The sequence below is a fragment of the Gimesia algae genome (genome assembly GCF_007746795.1).
In the GTDB taxonomy this organism is placed as follows: domain Bacteria; phylum Planctomycetota; class Planctomycetia; order Planctomycetales; family Planctomycetaceae; genus Gimesia; species Gimesia algae.
Genome location: NZ_CP036343.1, coordinates 5,214,273 through 5,229,053 on the forward strand (window position 1 = coordinate 5,214,273; position 14,781 = coordinate 5,229,053).

Annotated in this window: 11 protein-coding genes; 4 read left to right on the forward strand and 7 right to left on the reverse strand. The window is 49.7% G+C overall.

Annotated elements, in window-relative coordinates; genetic code table 11:
• Positions 1–378: 378 nt before the first annotated feature.
• A complete protein-coding gene (locus tag Pan161_RS19385; protein ID WP_145229954.1) occupies positions 379–789 on the forward strand; it encodes a type III secretion system chaperone family protein in 411 nt (136 codons plus the stop codon).
• 23 nt (positions 790–812) lie between these two features.
• On the opposite strand, the gene Pan161_RS19390 is transcribed toward Pan161_RS19385, so the two are convergent.
• The 5 genes from Pan161_RS19390 to Pan161_RS19410 all read right to left on the reverse strand — a co-directional run bounded on the left by Pan161_RS19390 (position 813) and on the right by Pan161_RS19410 (position 8,427).
• Positions 813–2,813: an ATP-dependent DNA helicase gene (locus tag Pan161_RS19390; protein ID WP_145232756.1), complete on the reverse strand. Its 2,001-nt coding sequence runs from the start codon at positions 2,811–2,813 to the stop codon at positions 813–815.
• Positions 2,814–2,870: 57 nt separating this feature from the next.
• Positions 2,871–4,595: a SpoIIE family protein phosphatase gene (locus tag Pan161_RS19395; RefSeq protein WP_145229956.1), complete on the reverse strand. Its 1,725-nt coding sequence runs from the start codon at positions 4,593–4,595 to the stop codon at positions 2,871–2,873.
• 220 nt (positions 4,596–4,815) lie between these two features.
• Positions 4,816–6,504 (reverse strand): serine/threonine protein kinase, encoded by a 1,689-nt coding sequence (locus Pan161_RS19400; protein WP_145229957.1) that lies wholly within the window; start codon positions 6,502–6,504, stop codon positions 4,816–4,818.
• Positions 6,505–6,664: 160 nt separating this feature from the next.
• Positions 6,665–7,780 (reverse strand): pyridoxal phosphate-dependent aminotransferase, encoded by a 1,116-nt coding sequence (locus Pan161_RS19405; RefSeq protein WP_145229959.1) that lies wholly within the window; start codon positions 7,778–7,780, stop codon positions 6,665–6,667.
• Positions 7,781–7,875: 95 nt separating this feature from the next.
• Positions 7,876–8,427, reverse strand: a complete 552-nt coding sequence (locus tag Pan161_RS19410; protein ID WP_145229961.1) for an NUDIX hydrolase — start codon at positions 8,425–8,427, stop codon at positions 7,876–7,878.
• A gap of 544 nt (positions 8,428–8,971) precedes the next feature.
• Between Pan161_RS19410 and Pan161_RS19415 the strand changes: the two genes are divergently transcribed.
• On the forward strand, positions 8,972–10,693 hold the full coding sequence (locus Pan161_RS19415; RefSeq protein ID WP_145229963.1) for an SMP-30/gluconolactonase/LRE family protein: 1,722 nt from the start codon (positions 8,972–8,974) through the stop codon (positions 10,691–10,693).
• A gap of 33 nt (positions 10,694–10,726) precedes the next feature.
• Here Pan161_RS19415 and Pan161_RS19420 read toward each other — a convergent pair whose 3' ends face one another.
• Positions 10,727–11,206 carry a hypothetical protein gene (locus Pan161_RS19420; RefSeq protein ID WP_145229965.1) on the reverse strand — a complete coding sequence of 160 codons (480 nt, stop codon included), beginning with the start codon at positions 11,204–11,206 and terminating at the stop codon, positions 10,727–10,729.
• 289 nt (positions 11,207–11,495) lie between these two features.
• On the opposite strand from Pan161_RS19420, the gene Pan161_RS19425 reads away from it, so the two are divergent.
• Positions 11,496–12,176: a uracil-DNA glycosylase gene (locus Pan161_RS19425; RefSeq protein ID WP_145229967.1), complete on the forward strand. Its 681-nt coding sequence runs from the start codon at positions 11,496–11,498 to the stop codon at positions 12,174–12,176.
• 23 nt (positions 12,177–12,199) lie between these two features.
• Here Pan161_RS19425 and Pan161_RS19430 read toward each other — a convergent pair whose 3' ends face one another.
• A complete protein-coding gene (locus tag Pan161_RS19430) occupies positions 12,200–13,069 on the reverse strand; it encodes a formyltetrahydrofolate deformylase (protein ID WP_145229969.1) in 870 nt (289 codons plus the stop codon).
• A gap of 654 nt (positions 13,070–13,723) precedes the next feature.
• Between Pan161_RS19430 and Pan161_RS19435 the strand changes: the two genes are divergently transcribed.
• On the forward strand, positions 13,724–14,053 hold the full coding sequence (locus tag Pan161_RS19435; protein WP_145229971.1) for a hypothetical protein: 330 nt from the start codon (positions 13,724–13,726) through the stop codon (positions 14,051–14,053).
• The last annotated feature ends 728 nt before the right edge of the window (positions 14,054–14,781 follow it).

The following is a 14,781-nucleotide window of genomic DNA, read 5'->3' on the forward strand; positions in this document are numbered from 1 at the left end:
TGAGACTGATCTGAATCGAAATTCAAAGTGACGTCAGTTCTGTGACAGAATCATTTCAGGTTGAATCGAACTTCGTGAGCATTTTTGAATCGCATATCATAGTCAGGAAGTGACAAATGGGAAATTGGCGGCATTCTCTAATTCTGACACGATTCAAAATAATTGTTGCTTTTTAGAAGTGAAGTGATAAACAATAGACATTAAAGGCACACTGAAATTGGGCCGGTTACAGGAATCGTATCACATCCTGTTAACAAAAACAGGGCAGAGTTCCTGAATGTACTGGTTTGGACAAGATACCAGAACGTCAGGTTCAACCCCGTTTTCAACCGGTTTCCGATTTCTAAAGTTCAGGATACTTGTTCAAGGAGCAGGACAATGATTGCGACGATCAAATCAACTTTAAATGCGCAATCGATTTCACAACTGATTGATGAAGTAGGTAACATTCTGGAAGCGGGTGAGGGTTGCTGGAAAGTAGAATACGGTAAGCGTGTCCTGTTTTTAATTGTTGATGCAGAACATGATCGCGTCCGCGCCATGACCCCCATCCTCAAAGAAGAAGATCTGGAAGAAGATGATCTGTGGGATGTGATGGAAGCCAACTTTGACCGTTCTCTGGATGCCCGCTACGCGATCGGCGATGGTGTTCTCTGGTCCGTCTTCCTGCATCCGCTCAATGATCTGAGCCGCACACTCTTTCTGGATGGGCTGGATCAGGTCGTCACGCTGGCCAACAATTTCGGAGGTTCTTTCTGCAGCAGCGATATCGTTTTCGGTTCTGAATAATTCCCGACTGAAAATATCGTTGGTCAAACATCCTGCTCATCTATAATCAGTGTGCAGTCGGGCAGGCTCTGCAGAAATTTTTCTCCATAACGTTTGGTTCGCACACGCGGATCAAGAATCACGACCTGACCATGATCACTGGCAGTTCGGATCAGCCGGCCAAAGCCCTGTTTCAATTTGATGACCGCTTCCGGAATCTGGTAATCCATAAAAGGATTCCCGCCTCGACTCCGAATCGCCTCAACCCGGGCCTCCAGCAGGGGATGGTCGGGCACACTGAAAGGAAGTTTGGTAATAATGACGTTGGTCAACGCATCGCCGGGCACATCGATTCCCTGCCAGAAACTGTCTGTGCCGAACAGGACCCCGCGCGGATTATTACGAAACCGCTCCAGCATCAAAGAACGTGGTAATCCTTCCCCTTGCAGATACAACGCCAGATTATGTTCCGAGAGCCACCCACTGATGCGGCTGGCACACTGCTGCATCATTTTATAACTGGTAAACAGAGCGAAGGCATGCCCGTCGGTCTGTTCGATGTACTGTTTTAATTTTTCTGCGACCGCCGCTTCATACGCGGCAGGCGCCTCACCGGGATCTGGCATCGAAGCGGGCAGAATCAATCGCACCTGCTCCTGGTAGTTAAACGGGCTACCCAGTTTCAATTCTTCAGACTGAGTCAATCCGAGACGGGAACGTGTAAAGCTGAAATCCTGATCGCCGACCGCTAATGTCGCTGAGGTCAAAATGACGGTCTGGGCCTGGTTAAACAGTTCATCCCGCAGCACCGGGCCGACATCTACCGGTGCATTGACCATTTTCACCCGTTGATTGCGCCCGCGCGTGGTTTCCACCCAATAGACAGAATCGCCTTCCGCCTGTTGAGTCAGCCAGCTGTTCAATGAATCCCCTAATGCGGTACACCGCTCTGCCGCTGCCGACAGCTCAATTTTTTCTTCTTCATTTTTCAGAGTGAAAGCGTATTCAGCAATACGTGCCGCCAGTAATCGCATCTCCTGCGATACGCCATTTTCAATTGGAGGCTGCTGCCTGATCCGGCGATTGGCCAGTCCAGTACTGTCTTGCCATTCCAGGAGATGATCGAACAAATCTTCCACCATGAACCGCAGTCGAGTGACATGCTGCTGGCAGTCAACCAGGTTGTGATGCAGCAGCAGGCCTTTTTGCGTGCGATCGTTATACAGTTTGTTAAACAGATAATCGAACTGACTGTTCGTAATCGACAGTCCCAGGTGGTCGCCGGCAACCGCCTCAATCGTATGTGCTTCATCCAGAATCACGGTATCGTAATCGGGAAGAATACTGCTCCCCTCCCTGCGAATCGCCAGGTCGGAGAAGAATAACGCGTGGTTCACGACCAGCACATCAGCATTCCAGACACGTCGTCGCGCCCGATAATAAAAACAGTCGTTGTATGTCGCACAACGTTTTCCCAGACAGTTGCCGTGCTCACTCTGAATTTCATCCCAGATTTTCGGGATGGGGCGAAACTCCAGATCCGCACGACTGCCATCACTTGTTTTATGGGACCACTGCACGATCTGATCCAGCTGGCTCAGTTCTTCTTCTTTCGAAAACGTGCTGCCTGCCCGCTCGACAGCGCCTTTCAAGCGACGCAGGCTGATATAATTCGAACGCCCCTTGACCAGAACCGCAGAAAATTCCACGGGCATTACAGCATTTAAAAACGGGATGTCGCGGGTAATCAGCTGCTCCTGCAGGCTGATCGTATTCGTCGAGACGATCAACCGTTTCCGATCCTTCCCCGAACGGGTTTCATTCTGTTTACAAGTCGCCAGAATCGCAGGCACCAGATACGCGAAACTTTTTCCCACCCCCGTCCCCGCCTCTACCAGCAGATGCTTCTTCTGCTCAATCGCGTTGGCAACGGCCTCCGCCATCTCCAGTTGTTCGGGACGGTGCTCATATTTTTCGAGCCGCTGTGCGATCTTGCCATCACTGCCAAGAATAGAAAGTACATCAGTAGTCAAAGCGGGCCTCATCCGGTGAGATAGAACAGCAATTCCTCTGATCATTCTAGAGGGGAATGCCAGAGAATTTTATTTTTTGCGGCGGAAACAGACCACGCAGATGTCATCTTTCTGCATGGAATCATTTCGAAACAATTCCACATCCGATAACAGCCCTTTCACGAGCGGCTCGGCGGCTTCGGGGCCCGTCTTCAGATACTTAACCAGGCGATCCTTATGATACAACTTGTTGTCCTGGTCCATGGCTTCCGTAACGCCATCGGTATACAGCAGCAGGGTGTCCCCTTTTTCCAGGGTGATGGTTTCCACATGAAAAACCTGCTTCTTCAAAACTCCCAGAGGCATGCCCGACTTATCCTGGGCAATCGGTTCCACACTGCCATCAGACTTTTTACGCAGCAGCGGCGCCATATGCCCTGCATTAACGATGGACACGGTATGTTTTTTGGGGTCCAGTACTGCCAGGATGAAGGTGATAAAACGCAGCCCGACTCCACTCGAGGCAATTTCCGTATTCAACTCACCCAGCGCTTTATCGGCTGTATTTCGGGACAATACCTGATACCGGGCTGAAGCATATAACCGCGCCATCAGAATCGCAGCGGGCACCCCTTTCCCTGCCACATCCCCCAACGTCACCGCCAGTTTTCCACTGGGCAGTTCGATGTAGTCAAAATAATCGCCGCCCACACTCTGGGCTGATTCGTAATAATCAAAGAATTCGTACTCTTTATACTTCGGACGATTGTGAGGCAGTAATCCCAGCTGAATCTGATGCGCAAATTCCAGATCGCGTTCAATATCCCGTTGTTTGACCAGATCTTCGTGTAACTTCGCATTTTCGACCGCCAGACTCGCCTGCTGCGTGATTGCCACCAGTACGTCCAGATCATCTTTATCAAACTGCTGGCCGATATCACGTGTGGCGATCTGAATCACTCCCAGAATGTCTCCTCCCTGAGAGACGAGAGGCACGCACATCATCGAACGAATACGCAAGGAAGTGATACTCTCGCTCATTTTAAAGCGATCATCTTCGACCGCGTCCGCACTCAGAATCGCTGAGCCACTCATAATCGCCTGGCGGACAATCGTCGTACTGATGCGAATCGAATCTTCATCTTCCATGCGTCTGGCTTTGGTTGCTTTCACCACCAGTTTTTTACGCTCCGGGCTCTGCAACATGATAAAGCCCTGATCGGCAGGGGGAAATATCTTGAACAGGCCATCCAGAATACGTGGCAGTACTTCATCCAGTTTTAAAGCGCGACTGAGAATCTGGCTGATTTCCAGCACGGCATGCAGTTTGACTTCCGGCTTGACGTTAATCCGTAAATGGCTGCTGGTGTTCAGATCAAGCGAACTGATAATAGAGGACCCATCCAGCACGCCATCACTGGGTTCAGTATCATCGAGTGTCAGGTGTGAATCCTGCTTCAGTGACTGATTGCTGACTTCCAGTGTCTGTTGAATTGCGGAATCTATAAATTCAGGGGATTGTTGATAGTCCAGCAGGAACTGCATCTGGATGTCACAGATACTGATGGTATCGTTTTCGTGTAGTTCCGTGCGCCCTTCGATTACGGTCCCGTTCAGCAGTGTGCCATTGCGACTGTGCAGATCTTCCAGGTAAAAAAAGCCGTGGCTTTCCAGGATCTGAGCGTGATAACGACTGACGGCGACATTATCGAGTACAATCTCACAATTCGGGTGGCGCCCCATGATCACACGGTCGCCATTCAGCTCGACGATCTGTTCGGGAACCTTCCCTTTGAGTATTTGTAAAATCGCCACCGTTGTGCCCGACTAGACTGGAGTTTGACTGATAAATTTGAACGGATCGGTACCGAGGCTTCTATCTGAATTTGCCTTCTCACTTCACAGATCCAGAAATATCCTCGGCCCATGCAGTACAAGAGCTTATTATAGACCATTTTCTGAAAAATGACAGCGCTTCCATCCAGGAGACTCCCCAAGATTCTCAGAACCCGTTCAGAGAACGAGATCCCCGCTATCAGGGGGTGAAGTTCTGCTCTTCCTCGCTTTGTAATGACTCGAACAGTTTTTTGTAGTCTTTCTTTTCGATCTCAGGTGAATTCTGGTTCCACACCAATGCCCTATAGACGATCTCTCTCAATTCTCCATCCAGTTGTTCTTCGTGGTTATTCACATAAAGTTCCCAGATATCCTGTGATTTTCGCGGATGACCATTCAGGCTTTCCAAAGCCAGCAGACCGGCATAGCCATTGGTAACCTGTCCTGCCTGTCCCGAATTGACCAGTTCCTGAAAAATCGCCTTGGCTTCCTCGTACCGCCCCGGCCTGATTAACAAAACCCCCAGGCGGATTTTAGCCTTGGGTGTATAGATTTCATTGTCCGGAAAATTCCTGATGACGGCCTGCCAGGCATCTTCACTATCGCCGAGGCCGAGCCGAGTTGCCAGAAAAAACTGTTTGGATGCACTTTCTTCTATGGGAATGATGGACGATCCCGAATTCTCGGAAGCCAGATAGGGGGCTTCGAGCGGATTACCAGGACGATTCACCCAGCCGACCGCCGCGGCCACTCCCCCCAGACAGAGGGATGCCAGTACAAATGCCAGCAGTTGTTTCTGAAAACTCCGATTCCCCTGGAACGGGAGCAATTCGCTCCAGCTGCGTTTGCGAATCCCGGGACTCTCCTCCGATATTTTTTTAATCTCCTGCATCAACTCAGCCGCGTTCCCGGGCCGCTTGTCCGGACTTTTTTCCATCATCCGATGTACCAGGTCACACAGTTCCTCGGGCAGATCAGGACGGCGTTTTTTCAATGGGTATGCGGTTTCATTCAGATGCTTTACTGCAATCGACAGAGCCGTTTCACCATGAAAAGGGGGCTTACCCGAAATCAGATGGTAACAGGTCACTCCCAGCGAATAGATATCGCTCCGCTGATCGAGGGTTCTGCCGTTGACCTGCTCCGGGCTCATATACAGGGGGGTTCCCATGGTTGTCCCCACCTGGGTCAGGTTCACCCGTTCTTCCGACTGGCCAATCTGTGCGAGTCCAAAATCAGCCACCTTGATCAGCTTTTTAGAGGTGATCATGATATTTTCGGGTTTGATATCCCGATGCACAATCCCCTTTTCTGCCGCGGCGTTTAACGCAGCGGTTACCTGTCGCATAATTCGTAAGATCAAGGCACAATCAGGTGGTGTATTTCGCGACAGATGCTCTCTCAGATTGATGCCACGCACATATTCCTGCGCGATATAATGGGTTCCCTCATAATCACCCGTCATATAAACCTGGACAATATTAGGGTGGGTCAGCCCGGCAGCGGCCTTGGCTTCCCGTTCAAACCGCCTGACATGGGTTTCATCACTCATCAACTCGCTGTGCATGACTTTGATGGCAGCTTCACGCTTGAGCGAAACCTGCTCGGCCAGATAAACGGTTGCCATCCCTCCCTGGCCCAGCTTGCGTAAGATCTTAAAATCTCCCAGCTGTTTGCCTATCAGACTCACTGATTCGACGGGGGGATATAGCTTTTGTGTGGTCTCACTGGAACGGTAGATGGTTTCCTGTGTGGAATCAGACTCTACGAAACCGCCCGTCGGGGGTAGACGCAGCCCCTCTGACTCATGGGGTGGAGAGACAGAGCTATCATCAGAGGTTTCAGCTGAAACCTGACTGGTCTTATTCTGCGGCTTTTCAGATGGCATAAGTTGTTATCTGGCAGTATCGTAAGTCGTTTGATCACTGTAAGAAAGCAGCACACTCTCTCCATAATAGAGGTGATACCCTTTCAGGTATAGAGAAAGTTTTCAATTGTCTCAAAAAACCGGCTTCAGCGGGAAGTTAATCAGGCAGTTAACGGATTTTTCACATGGGATGGTCTGCCAGACGGTTCAAAATTGCGGCTCCCTGCTCCAGAATCGGATTCTCCTGGGCATACGAAATTCGAAAATGCGTATCCCGACCACTGAACACATTACCCGGTATAATCAGCAGATTATTCTGAATTGCCGCAGTACAAAACTCGGTTGCCGTTCCCCAGGGAGTGCGAATAAACATGTAAAAGGCGCCCTGCGCGCCGGAGATTTCATACTTCTCGGAGAGCAGATCCTGCATCAGGTTGCGTTTTTCCCGATATTCGTCGACACGATCAGAGATATCACATTCCAGAGCGGCCAGCCCTGCCCACTGCACTGGATGCGGCGCGCAGACAAACGTGTATTGCTGCAGCTTGATCATCTGTTGAACCACGCTCTGCGGACCATGTACGAAGCCCAGTCGATGGCCGGTCATGGAGTGCGATTTACTGAAACCATCGATCACGATCACATTTTCATTATACCCGGCCGGGCTCACAAACGGTGCGTCATAACAGAAGGAACGATAGATCTCATCGCTGACCAGCGCAATATTCTTTTCCGCCGCCAGCTCCGCCAACGCCCGAGTTTCCTCTGCAGAAGCAACATGCCCGGTCGGGTTACTGGGGCTGTTAAACAGAATCAGTTTTGTGCGATCAGTAATCGCGGCACGAACTTTTTCAATATCGATTGAGAAGTCCGGATAAGTCTCCACGAAAACCGGCTTCCCCCCCACCACGCGTGTGAGGTGTGTGTACATCACAAAATAGGGATCAAAGATAATCACTTCATCCCCCGGATTGACCAGCGCATTTAACACCAGCATCAGCGCACCACTCGTGCCACTGGAGATAAAAACCTGTCGGTCGGCATGTCCATAGGCCTCATCAACCTGCGCCTGAATTTTCCCAATGAGGGGTGCAATCCCCTGTGTCTGGCTGTAGGCATTTTTGCCATCCCGCACGGCCTGGCATAAGGCATCTTTAATGGAGTCCGGAGTGTCAAAGTGGGGCTGACCGATACTCAGGTTGATCGGATTTTCCATCTTTGCTGCCAGGTCAAATACTTTTCGTATGCCGGACGCATCAATCAGATGCATCCGGTCAGCAATCCATTCTTCACTCATTAGATTTTCGTTCTCTATTATTAAAAGGCTGAATTGATCAACTTGGGTACCAGCAGCTTATCATATTCTTTTCATTCAATGAATGCAGGAACCGCTCACCCATTTTTCTGAATATGCTTCGTGATAAAATACAGGCCGGCATAAATCCGGGCATCCAGCAGACAACCCCGTTGTCGCGCCTCTTCCAGCCAGTCTTCAATTTCTGCAAACGGGACCTCGTGTACTGTGATCTTCTCAGATTCATCTCCGCCCCCTGCACCGACTTTCTGCAAATCCAGTGCGAGAAAAAAATCAACCGCTTCATCCGTTAATCCCGCTGAAGAAACGGTAGACCCCAGCGCCACCATCTGCCCCGCCTGGTAGCCGGTCTCTTCCAGCAGTTCCCGGGCAGCGGCAGTCTCCAGCAGTTCTTCTTCCTGACCAGCAATATCACCCGCGAGACCTGCAGGAAATTCAATCACCGTTGCTTCCACAGGCGGACGGTACTGCTCGACCAGAATCACCCGCTGATCCACTGTCAACGGAAACAGACAGACGACTCCCGTGGTGTTGACACGCTGCACAAACTCCCAGCGCCCCCGCTGGACCAGTCTGATAAAGCGGCGTTCGATAATCGTCTGATCGGATTCCTGACCTTCATCGCTCATAGTAATCTCTCAATTCATTCAATTAGACAGACATCGGGTCGTAATGTTTCTTGCTGAGAACAGACTCAAACGCTCCCTTAACGATTGATCTGCAGATTCAGTTTATTGAGAATGGAAACCTGATTCACACAATTTTACATTTACCATCAGAATAGAGACGCTGGTTTGATGTATAAAATTTTGATACATAAAATACGACAGAGGTTCGCTCAAAAATCCGGGCAACCTTTCTTGACACTTCTGCTCGTCCCGATTGTATGTGCCACCCATGTTTTTTGCTACACTTGCGAAGCCGAAGCACAAGTCAAATATTCAACCGCCAGTCATAATGCTACTTTTCCAATCAAAAAGATTTGGGGAACCATTCAGGCACAGCCTCACGGCCTGAAACTGGATTTTTCAACAACGACTCTACCCAAACAGGTTTCTATTCCGCAACGCAAACAAAGCGGCCCTGGACATGCGACAAAACCGACTCGTCCGGCAATAACAAGCTGATTAAGTTCATTGAAAAGTTCTATTTCTCAGAAATCAGGAAACATCTATGAAACCGCTCGCGCTTTTACTTATCACATTCACCCTACTTTGGAATCACGCCCTGGCAGCAGATCCCATCGTTGATACCTCTTCCCCGCTGGAAACAATTGCCAGTGATTTTGGACTGGCTGATGGCCCTGCCTGGGATGGGGGAGGCAGCCTGTTTTTTCCGGATGTCAAAGGAGGCAAGCTGTATCGTTATTTTCCCCGCACGGGAAAAGTTTCAGTCTTTCTGGATGACGCCGGCCGGATCAGCGCCAGTTATTTTAATCATGGTAAACTCTTCTTGTCTGATAATGGCAACAGCCAGATCTGTGTACTGAACGGTAAAACGAAAAAAAACATCGCCGGTCAACCCGCAGATGCTAAACCTCCCCGCAAGCCTAACGACCTGGTCGTCGATCAGCAGGGGGGTATCTATTACACACTTACGGGTGCAGGGGAAGTGATCTGGATTTCTCCCGCAGGCAAACAGTCAGTCGCCGTCAAAGATATTAAAACACCGAATGGACTGATTCTGTCACCGGATGGTAAGACTCTGTATGTCGCCGCCTACGTTCCTAAAGAAATCTGGGCCTATGATGTCACCAGTCCCGGCGTCACAAAAAACGGACGCCTGTTTGCTAAAATGGATTCCGGCCCGGACAAGGGGGCAGACGGGATGACCGTCGACCGCGCCGGAAACGTCTACTGTGCAGGTCCCGCTGACATCTGGATCTGGAATCCTGCGGGGAAACTACTGGCAAAAATTCACACGCCCACACGTCCCATCAACTGTGCCTTCGGGGACGCGGACATGCGTTCGCTCTATATTACCGGCTTTGGCGGCCTGTATCGTCAGCGTATGAATGCTTATGGCTGTATGCCTGAACCCGCAGTCTCCGCGACCGACAGTAAACCAAGGCGTCCAACCACCACAGTTCCGGAATCAGTCACCCCCCATTTGAATGTGGTCTATGGACAGACGGGAACCCGTAAGCTGCTGGCAGATATTTTCATACCCCAATCGGGCCAAGGCCCTTTCCCCGCTGTCGTTGTGGTGCATGGCGGAGGCTGGATGAACGGTGACAAAACCAAATTCCGCGCCCTGGCGGTTGCCCTTTGCGAACGCGGCTATGTCACGATGGCCGTCGGATATCGTCTGGGACATGAAGCAAAATTTCCTGCCGAGATACAAGACTGCAATGCGGCAGTCCGCTTCCTGAGAGCAGAAGCAAAACAATTTCACGTTAACCCGGAACAGATTGGTGCCGTCGGTGGATCTGCCGGCGGTCATCTGGCCGGTTTAATGGCGGCTGCTCCTGATGAGAAACAGTTGCAGGGAGATGCCGGCTACCCGGATCAATCCTCAAAACTGCAGGCTGCGATCGTGATGGCAGGGCCGATGGAAATGGCTTCCGGAACTGTGGCAGAACGTTCCAGAAAAAGTGGAGACAAATCTTATTCAAATCAGTGGCTGGGGAAATCGATTGATGAAGCACCCGAACTGTATAAGCTCAGTGATGCTTACCTGCATTTCGACAAGAAAACGCCACCGCTGCTGTTTATGACAGGAGAACTCGACAACCCTGACCGCAATGTGCCTTCCCGCGAAAAGCTGAAACTGCTCGGCGTCACCACCGGCATTAAAGTTTACCCTAAAGGCAAGCACGGCTGCTGGAACCAGTTGCCCTGGTTCAATGACATGGTCGAAGATATGGACCAGTTCTTTCAGCAGAACCTGAAATAAGATTTCGATGCCATGAGAAGCAGGGGACGAAGTTTATTTGTCCTCTTCTTCATCCTCATCAAACTCATAATCATCGTCTGCAAAATCGAATTCGCTATCTGACATCTCTCCACTGACTTCTGCATCATCAAAATCATCGCCGACTTCGAGATCCCCGGCTGATTCGAACATGTCATCATCCACTTCGTCGAAATCATCGCCGAGTTCATCATCTTCGAACTCACCTGACAGTTCGGCGGCAGAATCAGAAACCAGTTCCTCATCCTCTTCGTCAAGCGACTCCGCTCCCTCATTGTCTTTTTTCTTCGCGCCCCCTTTGGGACCAAAAATCAATGTCCCGATGGGCATCAATACCAGAACACCACTCATCAGTAGAGTGGTACCTGCTACCGCGAGCAGCATTGTCGGCATTGCTTCTGCATGGTTTAAAAATGCCATCACCAGCAGATAGGCTAAAAAACCACCCGGGATGGCAGCCACCAGTGAGATCAAAGGAAGTTGTAGTTTTGACACAATTGCTGTTCCTGAAACGAGATCAAAAGCAGTAAATCTGATGCGGGCACGTATGCCGACACTTAATCGGCAATAGAATTACGTATCTACCATCGTAAAGTGGACTGAGACGAATTATCAAGCCTCGAATTTAAAATGTTCTTTTTAAATATAGAGTCCGGTTTGACGACTCGACCTGTTTGCTGGTATTGATAGTGCAGATAATTCGCATTTAATCGTCGCTGTCCGTCTAATCGTTATAATATACACTTCCGACAGCGTATGTCACGTTTGCCGTCTTGAGGAATCCATGCCTGTTTCACAGTGGAACCAATTGAATCAGAACATTGTTGCCTGCACCAGGTGTGAACGCTTACTGACGCACTGCCAGAAAATCGCGTCGGAAAAACGAAAGTCCTTCCGGGACTGGGACTACTGGGGGCAACCCGTGCCCAATTTCGGGGATCCAGAAGCCCGACTGTTGATTGTCGGTCTGGCTCCGGCTGCCCATGGAGCCAACCGCACCGGGCGCATGTTTACTGGCGATCGTAGTGGGGACTGGCTGTACCGCGCGATGTTCAAAGCGGGTTTCGCCAGCCAACCTGAAGCAGAACACATTTCAGACGGCCTCAAACTAATAGACAGCGCCATCACCGCCACCTGCCATTGTGCGCCCCCTGCCAACAAACCAACGCGAGAAGAGATTGAAAACTGTCACGACTGGCTTGAGCAGACCGTGGAGTTGCTGCCGGTTCAGGTCTTCCTGGCACTCGGGCAAATCGGCTGGAAAGCAGTGTTGGATTTCAAAAAAAGGCAGGAAAAACTAACTGGAAAACGACCGAAATTTTCGCATGGCGCTGTGTATCAATTTCCGGACGGCCATTGGCTTGTCGGCAGCTATCACCCCAGTCAGCAGAATACGTTTACCGGACGACTGACGGAGCCGATGTTTGATGCGGTATTTGAACTTATCAAAACCAGATTGAAATAGATGAGATCAATTCAACCACTGCATCAGGCTTTATCTTCTTTTCCGACCACGCGATGAAAGTGCAGTTCTACTTCCTGGTCGATCACACGTCGCACCCCTTCCACCAGGCATTCGGGCTCATGTTCCGTTTCGCCAATCCGTTTAATCTCTTTCAGAGAAGTCCCCGGTGAGACCGTAAAAGCGTTCTGGTGAATGATCTGATTGCCCGCATCCAGCTCCGGAATAATAAAATGGATGGTCGCGCCAAAAGTCAGCATGTGGTGGCTGTAAGCATCTTCGTAGGGCTGAAACCCGGGAAATGACGGCAGCAGGCCATGATGCAGATTAATAATCCGTCCGCCGGCAAAACTCCAGCAGATACTCGGAGGCAGCACACGCATATAACGGGCGAGCAGCACATAATCGACATCATATGTATCGAACAACTCAACCATTCTTGTATTGTCGGGATTTCCGCGATCATCACCAATATTATGAAAATCCAGCTGGTATTGATTGGCCAGTCGCTGGCAACGATCACGGTTTCCCAGGATGACCACCGGCTTCGCATTGATTACTCCCGCTTCAATTGCCTTCAACACCGCTTCCGCCGGTTCACTGCGATAAGTCGTGCAGATGGCAATTCGGGGGGGACGTTCGTATTCATCCCGAGCCCACACGCGTAAAGTCAGACCTTTTTGTGTCCCAATCTGCATGATTCGCTCGCGTAAGACTGCAATTGGCTCGATTTCAGTCGGCCAGTCGATGCGCAGTAACATCGCAAACAGACGTTCTGAATCATGGTCATACATCTGAATTTCATGAATATTCGCCCCCACACCAGTCACATAGTGCACGATAGGGTCAGCTAAGCCGCGATTATCTGGTCCGACGGCTGTGATCGTCACCTGCATGTTGTCTTTATGCTTTCACTAAAAGTAAAAATGCTCATCCGGGTCGTTAGATCTGCTTACCCGGTCAGTAATTGTATCACATCACCGCCCCACCCCCTGCTGCTTCCAACCAGGGAAAACAGAATCGTCCTCCGCGCGAATCAATCCTGTTCAATGTAAGCATTTGTTGGATTTCGTAAACATGAAATGTAAAGAAGTGTTTCGGATTCCTTACAAAATGAAGCTGGCTTGCTGAGTAATCGCGACTGTACAGTCAAGCTAATGATTGTGTTAAACTGCACTCATTAAAAGCGTTAGTTAAAGCTTGAGTGTTTTGCAAGCTGTAGGGTTTATGAAGATTGTTCCTTCGGCATGGTCTATGCGATCAGTATAACTGGCAAAACAGGATCGCTTCAGTAGAGATGTGTATTTCACACTTTTCATACCCAGGCAGCGAGTGAGTGAACCGGTTCTCACTTTTTGTTCTGGACTGCTGCTTTCCTGTGGTCATCGACGTCTCGGCGAGTTCCTCTCAAGGCCTTTCCGACCTGTTGATGACCTTTGCCGGGACCCGGAAGCTTGTTGGCATCCGGGTTGTCTCTCGCGGTTCATGGTTTCTCGATCAGGGCCGAAAACAAAAACCTTACTCTCAAGTAAAACACAAGGAACTCAAACATGTTGAATCAACTTTGGAACGACGAAGCTGGTTTCGTAATTTCTGCGGAACTCGTACTCGTCCTGACTATCGCTGTTCTGGCCATGATCGTTGGACTGAGCGAAGTCGCTGTCGCTGTAAACACTGAACTGAACGATATTTCAAACGCAATTGGTGCCCTCAACCAGAGCTATGCTTATACTGGTTTTATTGGTAATGGTGGAAAAACCAAAAGCTGGTACGCCGGTTCTCGCTGGTCAGACGCAACCGATGACTGTGACCTGAACAATACATGTGATCTTGTTACAGGTACCAGCCAGATCACTGCTGATGAAGCGACTACGTTCTAAAACGACTACACCTTGGTCTTAAGGTGCGAATTGAGAGCAACTGATATAATCAGTTAATTCGACTCATCCGGAACTCTGGCAGGGATTCGTCCCTGCCAGGGTTCCGATGTTTCAAAAAAAACGCATTTGATTCACAGTCTCTTTTACAGACTGTTTAAAATCCTTGATAAGCAGTGTTGCCTGAATGCAACCTGTCAAACTTTCTGGGCCCTGCTGGCCCCTTTTCCAACAGAATCTGTAAATCACAATATTGATTACAGTTATAGCGATTCTCAAATCGTGTTTCTTCAGCTCCACACGCCCTGTGGACTTCTCACAACGCCTCCCCTCCAGCCAAATGGCACACCGACTGCGTTATGAGATCTGCAACAAGACTGAATGAAAACAATAACTGAAATATTAGATCTCAAAACAAACAGATACTGATTGATTCGCTGCGTTGTGACCCGTGTTGAGGCTTCTTCCTTTTAAGTGATTTGTCCCCGAAAGAAGAAGAGAAGCCTACGGCATTGCATGAAGGTGAGAGAGCATTCAATGCGAATGATGCCTATGGCACCATATATGGGCTTCCATCGCTCCGCGGGTCATGACGTGCGATTTACAAAATATTGATGAAAACAAAACTGCAGTTTGTGCTGTGAAATCGCGGGCCGGTGATTTCACAAAAGTGCCTGAATGGAGCGTAGTCTCTCAATCTGGCTAAGTGATAAATATTGCTTTCGCTTTAT